Annotated in this window: 13 protein-coding genes; 1 reads left to right on the top strand and 12 read right to left on the bottom strand. The window is 45.9% G+C overall.

Features of this window, described 5'->3' with window-relative positions:
• Window positions 1-26 precede the first annotated feature (26 nt).
• From G7035_RS14865 to G7035_RS14825, 9 genes are all read right to left on the bottom strand, one after another.
• Entirely contained in the window at window positions 27-1,325 is a 1,299-nt protein-coding gene (locus G7035_RS14865) for an NCS2 family permease (RefSeq protein WP_019688321.1), read from the bottom strand.
• A gap of 172 nt (window positions 1,326-1,497) precedes the next feature.
• On the bottom strand, window positions 1,498-2,247 hold the full coding sequence (locus tag G7035_RS14860; RefSeq protein WP_019688322.1) for a tRNA threonylcarbamoyladenosine dehydratase: 750 nt from the start codon (window positions 2,245-2,247) through the stop codon (window positions 1,498-1,500).
• A gap of 158 nt (window positions 2,248-2,405) precedes the next feature.
• Complete coding sequence (gene aspS, locus G7035_RS14855) at window positions 2,406-4,184, bottom strand: aspartate--tRNA ligase (RefSeq protein ID WP_019688323.1); 1,779 nt, start codon at window positions 4,182-4,184, stop codon at window positions 2,406-2,408.
• 85 nt (window positions 4,185-4,269) lie between these two features.
• Complete coding sequence (gene hisS / locus G7035_RS14850; protein ID WP_013372628.1) at window positions 4,270-5,514, bottom strand: histidine--tRNA ligase; 1,245 nt, start codon at window positions 5,512-5,514, stop codon at window positions 4,270-4,272.
• 656 nt (window positions 5,515-6,170) lie between these two features.
• Window positions 6,171-6,641: a hypothetical protein gene (locus tag G7035_RS14845; RefSeq protein ID WP_016819125.1), complete on the bottom strand. Its 471-nt coding sequence runs from the start codon at window positions 6,639-6,641 to the stop codon at window positions 6,171-6,173.
• A 61-nt stretch (window positions 6,642-6,702) separates the two neighbouring features.
• Window positions 6,703-7,209 carry a type 1 glutamine amidotransferase domain-containing protein gene (locus G7035_RS14840; protein ID WP_019688324.1) on the bottom strand — a complete coding sequence of 169 codons (507 nt, stop codon included), beginning with the start codon at window positions 7,207-7,209 and terminating at the stop codon, window positions 6,703-6,705.
• A gap of 229 nt (window positions 7,210-7,438) precedes the next feature.
• Entirely contained in the window at window positions 7,439-7,600 is a 162-nt protein-coding gene (locus G7035_RS14835) for a hypothetical protein (protein ID WP_016819127.1), read from the bottom strand.
• A 132-nt stretch (window positions 7,601-7,732) separates the two neighbouring features.
• Entirely contained in the window at window positions 7,733-8,179 is a 447-nt protein-coding gene (dtd, locus tag G7035_RS14830; RefSeq protein ID WP_013372633.1) for a D-aminoacyl-tRNA deacylase, read from the bottom strand.
• A 137-nt stretch (window positions 8,180-8,316) separates the two neighbouring features.
• A complete protein-coding gene (locus G7035_RS14825; RefSeq protein ID WP_016819128.1) occupies window positions 8,317-10,494 on the bottom strand; it encodes a RelA/SpoT family protein in 2,178 nt (725 codons plus the stop codon).
• Window positions 10,495-10,763: 269 nt separating this feature from the next.
• Between G7035_RS14825 and uraA the strand changes: the two genes are divergently transcribed.
• The gene (gene uraA, locus G7035_RS14820) at window positions 10,764-12,074 is read left to right on the top strand and encodes a uracil permease (RefSeq protein WP_017427785.1); all 1,311 of its coding nucleotides are present in this window, start codon (window positions 10,764-10,766) and stop codon (window positions 12,072-12,074) included.
• A gap of 146 nt (window positions 12,075-12,220) precedes the next feature.
• On the opposite strand, the gene G7035_RS14815 is transcribed toward uraA, so the two are convergent.
• The 3 genes from G7035_RS14815 to recJ all read right to left on the bottom strand — a co-directional run bounded on the left by G7035_RS14815 (window position 12,221) and on the right by recJ (window position 17,499).
• Window positions 12,221-14,269 (bottom strand): methyl-accepting chemotaxis protein, encoded by a 2,049-nt coding sequence (locus tag G7035_RS14815; protein WP_019688325.1) that lies wholly within the window; start codon window positions 14,267-14,269, stop codon window positions 12,221-12,223.
• A gap of 255 nt (window positions 14,270-14,524) precedes the next feature.
• A complete protein-coding gene (locus tag G7035_RS14810) occupies window positions 14,525-15,037 on the bottom strand; it encodes an adenine phosphoribosyltransferase (RefSeq protein ID WP_013372637.1) in 513 nt (170 codons plus the stop codon).
• Window positions 15,038-15,102: 65 nt separating this feature from the next.
• Window positions 15,103-17,499: a single-stranded-DNA-specific exonuclease RecJ gene (recJ, locus tag G7035_RS14805; RefSeq protein ID WP_019688326.1), complete on the bottom strand. Its 2,397-nt coding sequence runs from the start codon at window positions 17,497-17,499 to the stop codon at window positions 15,103-15,105.
• Window positions 17,500-17,519: the final 20 nt, after the last annotated feature.

The raw sequence follows: 17,519 nt of genomic DNA, 5'->3' as shown, positions 1-17,519 counted from the left end.
AACAGTACAACCTATCTTCGAGTTTACTACACCAGAGAATGAAGCACAAAGTTAGCCACAAACAGTACAGAAATGATATATAATGCGACAGGCACTTCCTTGCCCCGTCCTGCTGCCAGCTTGGCTACGGGATATGCAATAAAACCAAATGCCATCCCGTCTACAATACTGTAAGTAAAGGGCATCATCACCATGATCAGAAATGCAGGAAAGGATTCAGTAAAATCACTGAAATCCATCTCTCGCACATTTTGTACCATTAGGCCTCCGATAATGATTAATACAGGTGCAATGGCACTGTCAGGAATATAAGCCAATAGTGGAATAAAGAAAAATGTCGCTCCGAATAAAATTGCAGTTACCAGCGGGGTCATTCCTGAACGTCCGCCTGCCGCAATACCAGCCGTCGACTCCGCAGCGGCTACCGCGGGACTGCTGCCCAGAATACCAGCAAAAATATTGGTCACAGCCAATACACGCAAGCTATTCTTAAAAGAATCCGGTCTTCCAATCATGTTGGTCTGTGCAGTAATCATTCCAACATTCTCAAACAACACAATCAGTAACAGCAAAAAAACAGCGATCCAGAAGGCTACCGAAGCGATACCTGAAAAGGAAAGCTCCCCAAACAATTGCCCATACTGTCGCACCGTTTCAGAGGTTCGTACCGTGCTTGTTGGTTCTACAGCTCCCAGTACGTATGCAAGCCCAGTTCCTGCCAAAATGCTGATAAGCAAACCGCCCTGAACGTTACGTACAAATAATACAATCGCGAGTAGCAACGTTACACAGGCCGTAATCACCTTGGGATCATTGAAATGACCAATAGCCACAAAAGTCGTTTGATGTGCAATTACGATCCCACTTTTTTGCAGACCGATAAAGGTCAAAAACAGACCAATCCCCACCGTAATTCCATGCTGCAAATTATAGGGAATCGCCTGACTGATCAGCTTGTACAATGATGTAAACGCCACAACGGCAAATATCACTCCTGTGACGGCAACCACCATCAACGCTTCCTGCCAGCTCAGCTTCATGGAATGTACGAGTGTGTAAGTGAAAAAGGCATTAATTCCCATACCTGGTACAACGACCATGGGAGACTTTCCGCCAAAAGCCATCAGCAGACAGCCGATCATCGAGGTCAGCAGCGTCCCGAGCATTGCCCCTTGAAGAGGGATCCCGGCATCTGCCAAAATGGTTGCATTAACCATAATAATATATACAACGGAAAAATAAGAAATGGCACCCGCGGCTAATTCCTTTTTCCAATGATGCTCGGGCTTGAAACCGAGACTTCTGGACCATAGCCCATCCTTCATACCAAAACCCTCCAGCAAGTTGTTCAATCTGTTTGCAGTAAGCTGCTTTTTTCAAAACAAAAAGAGCTGTAGCCTACTGTGACACCAAGAAGTGATGCACAGAACTACAGGTCTTAGGTTGAAACATACTACTGTAAATCTAACGAATGTACTGTCATGCTACATTTCAAGCTTATACACCAGCGTGCTCTAACAGGTCCTTGACAGCTACGCTGACCATAATCAATCCTGCTACCGGAGGTACAAAAGCATTGCTTGCAGGTGGTTGCTTCGCTTTCCGGATTTCAGGTGCGTTGGCAGGTACAATTTTTTTGGTAATTTCTTCACGCGGCTTCATTGGCTCCTCATCAGAGAATACAACCTTGACGCCTTTGGTAATACCTTCTTTGCGCAGCTTGGTGCGGATGACACGGGCAATCGGGTCCATTCTTGTCTTGGAAATATCGGAAACTTGAAAACGGCTTGGGTCCATTTTATTCGCAGCACCCATACTGGAGATCATCGGAATTCCCCGTTTCAAGCATTCTTTAATCAAATGAACTTTGTAAATAATCGTATCCGAAGCATCCAGCACATAATCCAGATCGTACTTGAATAGCTCCTCATATGTTTCTTCCGTATAAAACATGTTCAGTGCAATTGCTTCACATTCAGGATTAATCAGCTTCACACGCTCTACCATCAGATCAGCCTTTTTTTGACCTACTGTTGTCGTCAGCGCATGAATTTGGCGATTAATATTGGTAATATCTACGACATCCTTATCAATCAAAATAATGCGTCCAACACCCGTCCGCGCCAGCGCTTCCACTGCAATCGAACCGACACCGCCGATACCCAATACAGCTACCGTGCTATTTTTCATAACCTCCAGACCTTCCGTCCCGATGGCCAGTTCCGTGCGTGAAAATTGATGCAGCATATGGTAATCCTCCCTCACTGGTTTAAACTCTATGCTTGAACTCCAGCATACAAACCACGAACCCATTATCCATAAAAGGGTAACGGGTTCAAGGCATTTTATAATCTATTTACATGCCAACAGATGGCAACTTGCACTTGCAAAATCCAACGCTTGTTTTAAGCTTTAGGTGCAACAGGCTTCGGAGCAAGACGAATATGAAGCTGATCCAATTGAGCTTGATCCACTTCGGCTGGTGCATCCATAAGCAGGTCTGTCGCGCTGGCCGTTTTCGGGAATGCAATGGTTTCACGCAGATTTGTACGACCTGCAAGCAACATAACAAGACGGTCAAAACCGAAGGCAATACCACCATGTGGAGGCGTACCGTATTCAAATGCATCCAGCAGGTAACCGAATTTATCCTTCACTTCTTCAGGCGGCAGATTGAGCGCTTTGAACATTTTCTCCTGAACTTCACGTTTGAAAATACGCATCGAGCCGCCACCCACTTCGTAGCCATTCAGCACGATGTCGTAGGCCTGAGCACGAACTTGACCTGGATCTGTGTCCAAGAGGGCCAGATCTTCTTCCTTCGGACGAGTGAACGGATGGTGCTCCGCTACATAACGTTTTTGTTCTTCGTCATAGCCCAGAAGCGGGAAGTCTACGACCCAGGCAAATTTGAATTTGTTATCGTCGATGAGCCCCAAATGACGGCCAATTTTCAGACGAAGCGCGCCCAAAACATCAGCAACTACTTTTTTATTATCCGCAGAGAACAGCAACAGGTCGCCTTCTTCGGCTCCCGTACGCTCTTTCAAGGCTTCGATTTCTTCCGGTGTGAAGAATTTAACGATAGGCCCCTTGAATTCGCCTTCTTTCACTTGGATCCAAGCCAAGCCCTTTGCTCCATAACGTGCTGCAAAAGGACCCAGGTCATCAATGTCCTTACGGCTCCACGTGCCACATCCTTTGGCATTAAGGACTTTAACTTCGCCACCCTTTTCAATTACGGAAGCAAATACTTTTACCCCACTGGTTGCCACGATATCATTGACATTTATCAACTCAAGACCAAAACGCAGGTCAGGCTTGTCAGAACCATACTTGTCCATTGCCTCTGCATGTGTAATCCGTTGGAATGGGGTTTCCAGTTCTACCCCAACTGTTTCTTTGAACAATTTCACCATCAGACGCTCCATCATAGGCAGCAAGTCATCCTGTTGCATGAAGGAAGTCTCAATGTCGATCTGCGTAAATTCAGGCTGGCGGTCAGCACGCAAATCTTCATCACGGAAACAACGTGCCACTTGGTAGTAGCGCTCCAGGCCGCCTACCATCAGCAATTGCTTGTACAATTGTGGCGATTGCGGCAAGGCAAAAAATTCGCCTTCATGCACTCGGCTAGGCACCAGATAGTCACGTGCACCCTCTGGGGAGCTTTTCGTTAAAATTGGTGTTTCTACCTCAATGAAATCTTCACCGTCCAGGAAGTCGCGGAATACTTTTGCTGCTTTGGAACGCAGTTTCAACGTCTGATGCATTTCCGGACGACGCAGGTCCAGATAACGGTATTTCAAACGCAGCGACTCGTCTACTTCTACGCCGTCTTCAATGAAGAACGGTGGTGTTTTGGATGCATTCAATACTTCGATTTCAGTGACACGCACTTCAATCTCACCTGTAGGCAGGTTCGTATTGATCGTTTCTGCATCACGTTTGACAACAGTACCAGTAACCTCAAGCACATATTCACTGCGAACACGATCCGCAATTTGCAGTGCTTCACCGGAATAGGCCGGATTAAACACGATTTGTACAATTCCGCTACGGTCACGCAAATCTATAAAAAGTACGCCCCCTAAGTCACGACGGGTCTGTACCCAACCGTTCAATGTAACTGTTTCTCCGATATGCGCATGAGTCAATGCGCCGCATTGATGACTCCTTTTCATAATACACACTCCTGTTAGGTTTAGTAGTTAATGCTATATGACAGCCAGAGGGAAGCTCCCCCTGACTGATGTTACATCATGTTGTTTAGCCTAATTCTTCCACCAGCTGATCCAGCTTAACGGTACGTTGCTCACCGGTTTCCATGTTTTTCAGTGCAATTTCACCTTTAACCAGCTCATCATCACCCAGAATCGCCGTATATCTTGCTTTAAAGCGATCTGCCGATTTCATCTGAGCCTTCATTTTACGCCCCAGATAATCTCGCTCTGCGGAAAATCCAGCTTGACGCAGCTTGAACAGTTGTTTGGTCACTTCCGTTTCTGCCGCCTCACCCAAAGCCACCATATAGATATCCAGCGGCTTGGCTTCGTTCAATTTGACACCCTGATGCTCCAAAATCAGCTGAATTCGCTCAAGCCCAATGCCAAAACCAATCCCTGGCTGATCCGGTCCGCCCAGATCTCCAACCAATCCGTTGTAGCGACCGCCTCCACCAATCGTATCAATAGCACCAATGCCTTCGGCTTTGAATTCGAATGCTGTCAGCGTATAATAATCCAGTCCTCGTACCAGGCGTGGGTTCACTGTATATTCCACACCCATCGCATCCAAATTTTGCTTCACTTTCTCAAAGTGAGTGCTGGATTCCTCATCCAAACTATCCAAAATCGAAGGTGCCCCGCCAAATTTGTCCTGATCATCTTTGCTATCCAGCACACGCAGCGGATTACGCTCGATGCGCGCTTGGCTCTCCTTGGTCAACGTATCCTTAATGGGCATCAGGAAGTCCACCAAATGCTGCCGATAAGCAGCACGGCTGGCAGCATTACCAACGGAGTTGATTTCTACCTGTACTCCTTTCAAGCCTAGCTCTCGGCAGAATTGATACCCGAAAGCAATAACTTCTGCATCCAGCGCCGGGTCCATCGCCCCGAATGCTTCAATGCCAAATTGGTGAAACTGGCGCTGACGCCCAGCTTGTGGACGCTCATACCGGAACATTGGGCCGATATAGTACAGCTTAGTTACATCCGGTTCACCATACAGTTTGTTCTCCACATAAGAGCGGACAACCCCTGCCGTTCCTTCCGGACGCAGCGTCATGCTCCGTTTGCCTTTATCCTCAAAAGTGTACATTTCCTTTTCCACCACATCGGTCGTTTCACCCACGCCCCGAACGAACAAATTCGTTTGTTCGAACATAGGTGTACGAATCTCTCGGTAATTAAAGCGGCGGCTAATCTCACGAGCTTTTTCCTCGACCACTTGCCATTTTTCTACACTGCCTGGCAGCAAGTCCTGTGTTCCCGTCGGTTTTTGAAAGGCCATTTACGTATCCCCCCGTCATTGTATTTCTTATAAAAACAAAAAATCCCTCGCCCTGTTATCATTAACAGGGACGAGGGATTGTCGTTTACAAATCACCCGTGGTACCACCCACATTCCGGAGTTTACCAGACCACTAGCATACAAATGACTCAGTGTCCGTCAGCATTACACTGACTCCGCTCATACGTATAACGCCCGTAACGCGCAGTACGGCTATTATGCAGGATGGTCCGCTGTTTGGCATATGCCATGCGTTACTCAGCAGAGATTCCTCATTGTTCGCCGCCTGTTCTCGGGGAGGTCATTCGTCCGCTCATCAAGGGAATTTTTACAGCCTGGAAATTCCTCTCTGCGCTTGTGGGTTCGGAGTACTTGGTCCCGTCATCAAATCATTTTTCATTATTTTATGATTTTAATGAACTGCTTCGACAAAGTCAAGACATTCCCCCTAGAATCAGACAAATAAGTCTTATAAAAAGAAAATAACCTGCGGAAACGGTCCGCAGGTCTAAAAGATATATCAAAAGGGGGTCATGCTGTTATTATAAACAACGAATATTAAGGAATGATGTTTCGAATATTACAATTGTATTACAGCCACTCTAGTGTGACTAATTTCCTCGTATATCGACATTTTTGTGACATTCGCTCCCTTTTTAATCCAGCTGCGCCACATATGCACGATTGGAACGAAGCTTATAAATGATCTCATCATAATCGGCATCATTCACCTTGGCGGACAATACATACCGTAATTCATCATGATCACCGTTAATATACACATCTGTCGCACGGAGCAAACCTCCGTCATGATTCGTTGTTCCGCTCCGATCCTCATTCAGATCCCTTTGGGCTGCGCTAGAATTAATCTCGTCATTCTTCGCATCGGGTAGAATATTCTCGCCATAAGCCCCTGCGGCTGGAATCGCCGCACCCGCAGAACCTCCTGTACTCACAGAGCCAGTATTGTTATAAGGGACCAACGGAATTAAAACCCTCGTCTCCCGACCGAGCGTCTCATCCAGAGCACCTACTTCCAAATGTTCAGTTCTATAAGCCTGAAGCGAAGCTCTAGCGCCCTCAGCTTCATCTTCTGTGCGAAAATAAGCCTGAATCTGTTTAGCCATATCAAATCCTCCTCGTTTGGGAATTGTACTGGCATAAATCTAGGAAGCATTCACGGTTAAATTACAATGCCTTTAACAACTCACGCACAAAAGCGGGCTCATCCTTAGGAGTCCGAGACGTAATAAAGTTACCGTCCACCACCACCTCTTGATCCTCAAAATGAGCACCCGCATTAATCAAGTCATCTTTCAATGGAGGGTAAGCTGTAATCGTCCGGCCTTGTAACAAATCGGCACTCGCCAAAATTTGCGGCCCGTGACAGATAGCTCCGATCGTTTTTTTGGACTCATTTATTTCAGTTACAAACTTCAGAACATTTGCATCCAAACGCAGATTTTCCGGTGATGATCCACCAGGAATAACAACTGCATCATAGTCACTTGATTTCACATCTGCAATGGCTTTTTCAATAGTGTAGCTTGCTTTGCCTTGCTTACCGTTCACTTTTTCACCTTGTTTTAATCCAATAATATCTGCCTCATGTCCAGCCTTTTTCAGTTCATCATAAGGGACCTTCATTTCGGAATCCTCAAATTGGTCAGCCAACAAAAATGCAATTTTACTCATTATCGTTCAGATCTCCTTTCCGGTTATCCTTAAAGCGAGCTTAAAGTTAGGTTTGTTTGTTTACCACGCTTTGTTATTACCCGCTTGATCTGTGTTTATAACAATTCCAAGCAGTGAAAAAGAAAAAGGAGCCCGTTGGCTCCTCCCTGATGTACTGCTACATAATTATTTTCGATCTCTTTATAACCGCTTGAGACAATACGTCGTTAATGCTGCATTTACAAATGGCTTACCTACGCGGTAGGGCACCGCGTCCTGGCTTGTCCACAGCTGTAGCAACATGCTGTAATAACGCATCAGCATTACGAGTAAGGTTGATTGCCTCCCGCATACTACCAGGATAAAGTAGCACCGCGCTTTGATATCCGTCCATTTTTGGGGTCTGACGCATAGCTTCGTCTCTCCTATCACCCTTAAGGCTTTCCAGATGGCTGCTTACCAACCGGGATGACATTATGGTCCCTCTAAACGGCTATTTTATTCTCTTCTACTCAAGTTCTCAGATCATACCAAGAATGGATACCTACGAACGTTCGCTGTCCAAAATCAACGTCACTGGACCCCAGTTGGTCAAGGAAACATCCATCATAGCTCCAAAAATCCCCGTCTCGACCTCCAGGCCCTTGGCTCGAAGCTGGCTGTTAAAGAAATCATACAGCTTCTCCGCTTCCTCAGGTTTGGCCGCTCCCATAAAGTTGGGCCTTCTCCCTTTACGGCAGTCACCATACAACGTAAATTGGGAGACAGACAAAATGGCCCCACCGACATCCAGAACACTATCGTTCATTTTTCCTTCAGCATCTTCAAATATACGCAATCCCGCTGTTTTATCCGCCAAATAAACGGCATCGGCTGCCGTATCTCCCTGACCAATACCAACCAGCAGCATTAATCCAGTTCCGATTTTGCCGACCACCTTTTGATTCACTGTTACCTGAGCGTCTTTACAGCGCTGAATAATGATCTTCATTGCCTATCCGCTGCTCCTTTACTCTTCCCCTTACAAGGTGTTCACAGTCGTACCATGGCTCTTTCAGCCACCTATGAGTCTTTGTACCCAAGATGTATTACAAAGGCTATATAAACCTGCGTGTATGCTTCACAAGTTTATTGCATAATCCGATGCACGGTGTATACATCCTTCACCCGTTTGATCCGTTCGACAACAGAATGCAAATGATCCGTGTTACGAATAAGAATTGTAATGTGAATCATTGCCATTTTATTTTTATCTGTACGTCCTGTCACGGCCGAGAAGCTAGTTTTATTCTCAGAAATGGCCTGAAGCACCTCGTTCAATAAACCATTGCGGTCATGCCCTGTAATCTCAATATCGACACTATAATTGACCTCGGCTGCTTCTTCCCACTCCACTTCAATCACACGCGCCTGATCTTCGCCCACCCCCGAAGGAATATTCGGGCAATCGGTACGGTGAACAGATACGCCGCGCCCGCGTGTTACGTAGCCGATGATGTCATCACCCGGTACGGGATTACAACATCGTGCAAAGCGAACGAGCAAATTGTCGACGCCTCTGACGCTGACACCGTTGGTCGGTGTTTTTTTCCGATCACCCTGCGGTTTGTACTCCTTAACCTCGGTCGTCAGCTCAATTAGACGTGCCTCTTCTTGTTCCTTGCGCAGCTTCTCTGTCAAACGTGTACAAACCTGCGCTGCGGTTATACCGCCAAAGCCAATCGCAGACAGCATATCTTCAGAATCATTAAAAGAGAACTTTTGTGCCACATCCTGAAGTTTGTCCTCGCTCATCCACACGGATGGCTCAATATCACGCTTCCTTAGCTCACGTTCCAGACTTTCGCGGCCTTTTTCTACATTTTCCTCACGCTTTTCTTTCTTGAACCATTGCTTGATTTTACTGCGCGCGTGAGAGGACTGAGCAATTTTAAGCCAGTCCTGACTAGGTCCATAGGAGTGCTTGGACGTCATAATTTCCACGATATCGCCAGTTTTCAGACGATAATCCAAAGGAACAATTCTTCCATTTACCTTAGAGCCAATCGTTCGATTTCCAACTTCTGTGTGGATACGGAAAGCAAAGTCCAGCGGAACCGATCCAGCCGGTAACTCAATGACTTCTCCCTTAGGAGTAAAGACAAACACAAGGTCTGAGAAAAAGTCCATTTTGAGTGATTCCACAAATTCCGAAGCATCCTTCGCCTCGTTTTGCAGCTCCAGAATTTCTCGGAAAAAGGTGATTTTGTCCTCAAAGTTTGTGTTATTTGCCCCGTTGTTTTCTTTATAGGCCCAGTGGGCCGCAATCCCGAATTCAGCAGTGCGATGCATATCCACTGTGCGAATTTGTACTTCTGTAGGCTCTCCGTTGGGACCTACTACGGTCGTATGGAGGGACTGATACATATTAGCCTTAGGCATGGCAATATAATCCTTAAACCGCCCCGGCATCGGTTTCCACAACGTATGGATAATCCCCAATGTGGCATAACAGTCTTTAATGTTATCCACAATAATTCGAATCGCCAGCAAATCGTATATTTCATTGAATTGCTTGTTTTTTGTCGTCATCTTTTTAAACACACTGTAAATATGTTTAGGGCGTCCAGACAAATCAGCCTGAATCCCCATCTCTTCCAGCTTCTCTCTGATACGCTGTATGACATTATCAATAAATTGCTCGCGCTCTGCCCGCTTCTTATGCATCAAATTAGCGATGCGGTAATACTGCTGAGGATTCAGATAGCGCAAAGCAATGTCTTCCATTTCCCATTTAATCGCTGAAATACCCAATCGGTTTGCAACCGGACAGAAAATTTCCAACGTTTCATAAGCGATTCGACGCTGGCTTTCTTCCGATTGATATTTCAGGGTACGCATGTTGTGCAGACGATCTGCCAACTTAATGACGATGACACGAATGTCCTGCGCCATGGCAATAAACATTTTTCGATAATTTTCGTTCTGCTGTTCTTCCTTGGATCGGAACTGGATACGCTCCAGCTTCGTCAGACCATCGACAAGCATCGCACATGTATCGCCAAAATGCTCGCGAATCTGCGCCAAAGACACCGTCGTATCCTCCACAACGTCATGTAAAAGAGCGGCGATAATGGAGATGGTATCCATCTGCATATTAACGACGATATCAGCAACCGCAAGCGGATGCAGAATATAAGGTTCACCGGACTTACGAGTCTGGCCGGAATGGGCCTGCTCGGCAAAATCATAGGCGTCCCTGATGCGGATAAGATCTGCTTCTCTGGTATAGGCCCCGGCCTTTTTAAGTAATTGCTCTATCCCCATTCTGCTCTATTCCGTGTCCTTTCTATGCAAAATGGAACCCGCCGATCAATGTCGCGCAAAGGTTCCCTTTTAAAAGTGATTTCCTACAATTATGACGCTTAGCACGCCACACGTCAACTATTACAGGTTTGGCACTGTCGCATTATTTTGTCACACATGGTTAAGTAAAATCAGGATTGTTGACGAAATGAAACGAATTATATTGAAAAAATTACGAAAAGTAATTAATGTATATAAGAATAATTGAAAGAACTAAGGAGTGAACTGCGTTGCAACGCGAAATTCAAGTTAATGAAAAGCTTCCAGCAGGACCTGGGATCCTGCTCAGCGTACAGCATTTGTTTGCCATGTTTGGCAGCACCGTGCTGGTGCCCAATATTTTTGGCGTCGATCCCGGCATGATTTTGCTCATGAACGGTATCGGAACATTGTTGTACATATGGATCTGCCGTGGCAAAATCCCTGCCTATCTCGGCTCCAGCTTCGCTTTTATCGCTCCTGTCAGTCTTGTGCTTAAAAGTAACCCTGGCAGCAATGGCTATGCAATGGCCCTGGGTGCTTTCATCGTTACAGGTATTATTTTCTGTCTCGTCGCACTGGTAATTAAATACGCCGGGACACGTTGGCTAGACATCGTTTTTCCACCAGCTGTCATGGGATCAATCGTAGCCTTGATTGGTCTGGAACTGGTTCCGGTTGCTGCAGGCATGGCAGGCATTATTAATGCCGATCCTACTAAAGCCTGGACGCCAGATCCCAAAACGATCACCCTTTCCCTCGTTACGCTCGGTGTTACTGTTCTGGGTGCGGTGTTGTTTCGCGGATTTGCCAAAATCATTCATATTCTAATCGGTATCGTGGTGGGCTATGTGCTTGCTTATTTCATGGGTATGGTCAATACGCAGGCTATTGCGGACGCTCCTTTGTTCGCTCATCCCGCAATTACCACTCCAACCTTTAATGCCTCGGCTATGCTGACGATTCTTCCGGTTGCTCTGGTCGTCATCGTAGAGCATATTGGTCACTTGCTAGTGACGAGCAACATCGTCGGACGTGAGTTGTCCAAAGATCCTGGTCTCCACCGCTCTTTGCTGGGTAACGGGATTTCTACCATCATTTCCGGTTTTGTTGGTTCTACACCTAATACGACTTATGGTGAAAATATCGGTGTTATGGCATTAACTAAAGTGTACTCTGTATGGGTTATTGGCGGAGCGGCTATTATTGCCATTCTGTTGTCCTTCTCGGGTACGTTCTCAGCGATTGTTTCTAATATTCCGTCTCCAGTTATGGGTGGCGTATCCTTGCTATTATTCGGTGTGATCGCTGCCTCTGGTCTTAGAATCTTCGTCGAGCAAAAAGTTGATTTCGCCAAGCCAACTAACATGCTGCTCGCCACCATCGTGCTTGTGGTCGGAATCAGCGGTACTACGCTCACTTGGGGTGCGGTCACCTTGAAAGGTATGGCCCTGGCGACAATCATCGGTATTATTCTGAGTTTGTTCTTCAAGCTGGTTGATGTGCTCGGCTGGTCGAATGATAAAACGCAGGAACCTTTAACTGAAAAAACACCAGATTAATATCTATTTTTCAATTTTAAAACGCCGCTCCATGTTAGTTATGGATGAACACGCTCAGGCTGTATAGACAAGCGTGTAAGTATCCTTCTTACATGGAACGGCGTCTTTTTATGCACGGCTTTTTTATTTATTTTTAAAATAAGATATCACACACGAAAACGGGATACGACCTGATTAAGCGTATCGGAAACACCTGTAAGCGACTTGGCAGAGCTATCCAGACCTTTCAGGTCCTTTAGCTGCCGTTCGGATCGTTCCGAGACTTGGCCTGTACGTTCAGCTGAAGCTTTCGCAATGTCTGCAAGATAACCAATGGAGGCTGCAACTTCCTCTGAGCCTGCCGACATTTCTTCAGAGGCAGATGAGACCTCCTGCACTTCTATCGCCACCTGCTGAATATCTTGATTCATCGCAATAAAACGTTCTTCCACCTCACGTAAAATAGATACGCCTTCATCCATCTCCAGAGCCCCCTGCTGCATTCCTTCCAAAGCGAATTTGGTTTCTTCCTGCATGGATCGGATTCGACTTGTAATTTGCTCCGCAGACTCGCTTACGTTTACGGCCAGCTTTCCGATTTCTGAAGCCACTACAGCGAACCCTCGGCCATGCTCCCCAGCACGAGCGGCTTCAATGGAAGCATTCAGCGACAGTAACTTGGTCTGCCCACTAATATCCTGAATCATTCCAATAATGCTGCCAATTTGAGCGGACCGCTCATTTAACGAGCTTACTACCCTGCCTGCCTCATCCATAGACATTTTTGCTTTATGCATTCCTTGGCTGACCACGTTCAACCGTTCATTTCCTTGTTGTGCTTTAAGTTCAATCTCAGTGGTAGCCTCGGATACATGCTGTATAGATTCAGCAATACGCTGTATGCCAACAGCCATTTCTTCCATCGCAGTCGCACTTTCTGCTGCTGCGGCCAACTGAAGCTCTGCCCCTTCCTTTACCTGCGCCAGTTCTCCTGCATTATGGTGCGCATCTTTAGTCGCTCCGGAAATCTCCTGAGATATTTTTAAAGATACACCTGAGATTACACCTGACTCTTCGCTCAAGCGTGATGCCATTCCTCTGGTTGCAACAATCACCTTATTGATCCCATCAGCCATTTGGCCAAATTCATCTTTACGATGATGTGGTAATTCAACGGTATAATCACCAAGTGCCATACGATTGGTCATCTGCCTAATTTTTTTAATTTCTTTGATCATGCCTGAATTGTTAATCAATACCGCTCCCATAATTAGTAAAATACCTATAACACTAACAATCAGCAGAAGTTTAAGCATTTCATTCGCAGAGCGATTCAAATCCGATTCTGGCAGTAATACACCAATTTTCCATCCGGTTTGTGGGAGTGTTTCGTACATTATCCGGTAGTCCTCATTATCAATGTGTATGGATAGTTGTCCAGACATACCACTTTGAATAGATTGTGCTGCTTCCGCATTCATCGTGTTTTTTAACGGCTCGCCTGCTTTTAAGGACTGAAGACCGGATGACAGAATGGCTCCATTCTTATCCACTAAGATCGCACTACCTTGAGTACCAAACTTCATTTTTTCAATATACGTCTGGATACTCGTCATGTTTAGGTCGCCTGTAATGACACCTAATAGTTTCCCCTCCCTGTCGTAAAATGCTTTCCCTGCCGTAATCATATTGATGTTCAGCTTGCTATCGTAAAAAGGCTCTGTGAAATTTATATCTTTACCACGTTCCACGGCTTCTGTATACCAAGGCTGCGTTAAATAGTCATATTGCGAATCGTCATATTCAGTCGATTGCTTGACTAGCTCGCCGTCTCTATGCACATATATTGAACGGTATGTCACTCCTGGGTCATACGCATCTTTAGCAAAATAAATCCCTAACCCGTAAGTCATATCATTTAATGTCAGCTCTTGTTCAAAGAGTCGTCCATAGCCCTCAATGTTCATTTCTGTTCCCAGTTGTTCCGCACTCTTAGTCAGCATCGAAACAAGCAAAGCATGACGATCTACGTTAGCTGCAATATCTGCTTGAGCCCTCGACAAGGAATGAGCAGCATTTTGGCTTATTTCCGTATCCAGCTTCTGTTTGGCAAAAAAATAAGACAAAAAGTTGATTAAAATCAGCGTTATAAGTACTAACGGAACCAAGGTAGAAAGTGTCCGTGCTTGTAAACTCTTAAATTGAAATATACCCAATGTATATCCCCTCTGTTTCTTTTTACACTTTTATCGACATTTATTTTATTTTTTTATAACTATTTTCCAATAAAAACCGTGGTAATTTGTTACAATAAAATAATCCAATTTAATTACAATCAAAAAATAGTCCGATGGAGCAACTCTTTAGATAAAGAGATGTTCCATCGGACTATTTAGGCAATCCATGTATAAATATTTCCCGGGAAACCCCGGTTTCTAAACACTTAATACTTAATACTTAATACTTAATACTTAATACTTAATTAGGGTGAATACATCTACATCAGGCAGCTTTGCCCGTCCGTTGAGGTCAGACAGCTCGATAAGAAAGGCAGCCCCTGCCACATTGCCACCAAGTTGGCGTACCAAGTTAACGGACGTAGCGATGGTTCCACCTGTAGCAAGCAGATCATCAGCAATCAGAACATTTTGCCCCGGCTCAATCGCATCCTTATGCATAGCCAGAGTATCCTTACCATATTCCAAACCGTATGCTTCCTCAATGGTTTCTCCAGGCAGCTTGCCACTCTTACGGATGGGAATAAAACCAACACCAAGCGCATAAGCCAGAGGTGCACCGACAACAAATCCACGTGCTTCCGGACCTGCAATCAAATCAATTTTTAAATCAGATACCAGTTCCTTCATATCGTTGATCGCCTTGCGATACAGTTCACCATTTTTCATTAGGGTCGTAATGTCCTTAAAACTAATCCCTGGTTGTGGAAAATCGGAAATTACCCGAATATATTCTTTGTAGTCCAACTTAGTTCCTCCTACTGTAAACTTCTAATTAGTATATACATTTTACAAAACTACAAGGTAATATCTCAAGACGCACCTTTCATAAGCGACATGATCCAGCTCGTCATCTGGGTGGTGTCCGCATCCAGTAAATACCGCTCCATCTCAGCCATATTGTACAATTCCTGATAGCGCGGAGAAGCAGTTAAATCCCGCTTGGGCGGATTGGATACAAAACAAAATTGACCATCTGTACGAGTCAAAAATTCAAGATCCTCGAAGATGTCCAATACCTTGGATAACATGCGCACTGAACACGAGCACTGCCTGCTAAGAGCAGGTAGCATTGCTTTTTCATCAATTAGCTGTGTTCCCATTCGAGAAAGCACAATGTAAATACGCTTAAACAGCTCCCTATCGGGGCTCACGAGCCGGCCGCCACGCTCACTGATCGAATGAAGAAGAAACACGTTCTCTACATTCTCAAAGGTAGACCATAATGCATGAAACTGCTCGGGTGTATCTGGCGGCTCCAGTACGAACAGCGACTTCACAGAGTGCTGTGTATCTTTTCGACCATCACTAGGAGTAACGCTGCCATCTTTATCGTATAACCATAAGTATTCAGCGCCCACGGAGCTCGATGTCCGAAGCCGGGATGACGGATGGATCAACACCGCAACATCATTCTTTCGTTCCTCTAAGCTTGGATGGAAGATCCTCAGCCCTCGCTCCAGTTCGGCAAGTGGGTCCGATACTCCACGATAATCAAAAATTTGCGGAGCCTGCACACGAATATCCTGCATCATCAGCTGAAGTGAACGTTTACCGTTCCACTCGTTAATTGATAACTCGCCCAACAGATCTATGTCCGTTTGCTGCTGTAAAAAATCAGCCAAATCGCCACGTCGGAAGGCAATCGCATCCAACGATAAACCATTCTGCTCCAATAGTAGCTTCACATGGTTTTTCTCACGTCCCATTTTGCGAGCCTCGCGCAATTGAAGCCCCTGTAATATGAATCGTGGAGAAGGATTTCCCATCCCAAAAGGCTGAAGTAATTCCAGTTCTTCAACCACTTGTAAAGACACCTCATCCAGACGACAGACCATATCAGCCTCAGCTATAGGGATAAAATCCTCCGGTGTCAAAATGGAACCTGCATAGCGGTTAAGCCGTTCTTCGAATAATTCCAGATTGTCACGGGACAGCGTCATCCCCGCTGCCGAAGGATGTCCACCAAAATGCTCCATGAGCTCATGGCAATCTGTAAGAGCACTGTAAATATCCAATGCAGGAATAGAACGAGCAGAGCCTTTGCACATGCCTGTCTCCGCATCTATGCCTAGAATAATGGTCGGACGATAATACCGATCCAATAGCTTGGATGCCACAATTCCGACGACACCAACATTCCAGCCCTCACCAGCCAAAACAATCACAGATGGAAGCTTGCCTTCATTTAGTTTGGATGCTAATTGCTGCTCGGCTTGCTCCACAATGTGTTCGACCACTTGTTGACGCTCACGATTGAGCAGATCCAGCGCATGCGCAAGCTGGTCTGCTTCCTCCTCTTTTTCTGTCGTCAGCAGGGAAACTGCTCGTCCCGCATGATCCAGACGCCCGCTCGCATTAATCCGCGGTGCCAATGCAAATGCGATGTTGACCGAAGTCACTGTGGATATCTCCACACCCGCTACATGAAGCAACGCCCGAATTCCTGGAAATGCAGTGTTTCTCATGGATTGAATCCCTCTACGTACTATCGTCCGATTCTCACCATGTAGTGGCATCAAATCAGCTACCGTACCAATAGCGGCGATTTCAAACCATTCCTCGGGTACTTCACTCAACAGCGCCTGAGCCAGCTTCAGAGCAACACCAACGCCTGCAAGGCCTTTAAACGGGTAGGGACAATCCGGCAGCTTCGGATTGATCAAAGTATAAGCCTCGGGAAGCACAGCAGGCGGCTCATGATGGTCAGTCACAATCACATCGATTCCTAAGGAAGTCGCATAAGCAATTTGCTCTACTGCACTAATTCCCGTATCCACTGTAATGACCAGCGTCACTCCCTGCTGATGTGCCCAATCTAGAGCATGATTGTGCAGACCATATCCCTCATTAGAACGATGGGGAATGTAAATATCATAAGAAGCCTTCAGAAAACGCATAAGCTGAATCATCAATGATGTACTGGATACGCCGTCCGCATCATAATCGCCATAGATTAATATATGCTCGCCGCGCTCCAGAGCCTGGCGAATTCTCGGCACGGCCTCTTTCATGCCAAGAAGCAGAAATGGGTCGTGTACATCGTCCACACTTCCGTACAAAAAGCGGTTTGCTTCCCCGGCCGTAGTGACGCCCCGGTTCACTAAAAGCCGGGACAACAATGGTGAAATCCCCAGCTCTTCTGTTAACGGCTGAGCCGCTTCCAGGTTAACCTCCGGGGTCTTCCATCTGTACTGCGAATGAAGCAATCCTATTCACCTTTCTTTCA

The organism is Paenibacillus polymyxa (genome assembly GCF_015710975.1).
In the GTDB taxonomy this organism is placed as follows: Bacteria; Bacillota; Bacilli; order Paenibacillales; family Paenibacillaceae; genus Paenibacillus; species Paenibacillus polymyxa.
This window is presented reverse-complemented; position numbering and strand designations above follow the sequence as displayed.

Coding starts and splice junctions, on each gene's coding strand:
- G7035_RS14825 (WP_016819128.1), bottom strand. CDS start 10,494: ATGGGGATAGAGCAATTACTTAAAAAGGCCGGGGCCTATACCAGAGAA.
- aspS (WP_019688323.1), bottom strand. CDS start 4,184: ATGAAAAGGAGTCATCAATGCGGCGCATTGACTCATGCGCATATCGGA.
- G7035_RS14840 (WP_019688324.1), bottom strand. CDS start 7,209: ATGAGTAAAATTGCATTTTTGTTGGCTGACCAATTTGAGGATTCCGAA.
- G7035_RS14835 (WP_016819127.1), bottom strand. CDS start 7,600: ATGCGTCAGACCCCAAAAATGGACGGATATCAAAGCGCGGTGCTACTT.
- G7035_RS14865 (WP_019688321.1), bottom strand. CDS start 1,325: ATGAAGGATGGGCTATGGTCCAGAAGTCTCGGTTTCAAGCCCGAGCAT.
- G7035_RS14845 (WP_016819125.1), bottom strand. CDS start 6,641: ATGGCTAAACAGATTCAGGCTTATTTTCGCACAGAAGATGAAGCTGAG.
- dtd (WP_013372633.1), bottom strand. CDS start 8,179: ATGAAGATCATTATTCAGCGCTGTAAAGACGCTCAGGTAACAGTGAAT.
- hisS (WP_013372628.1), bottom strand. CDS start 5,514: ATGGCCTTTCAAAAACCGACGGGAACACAGGACTTGCTGCCAGGCAGT.
- G7035_RS14860 (WP_019688322.1), bottom strand. CDS start 2,247: ATGCTGCATCAATTTTCACGCACGGAACTGGCCATCGGGACGGAAGGT.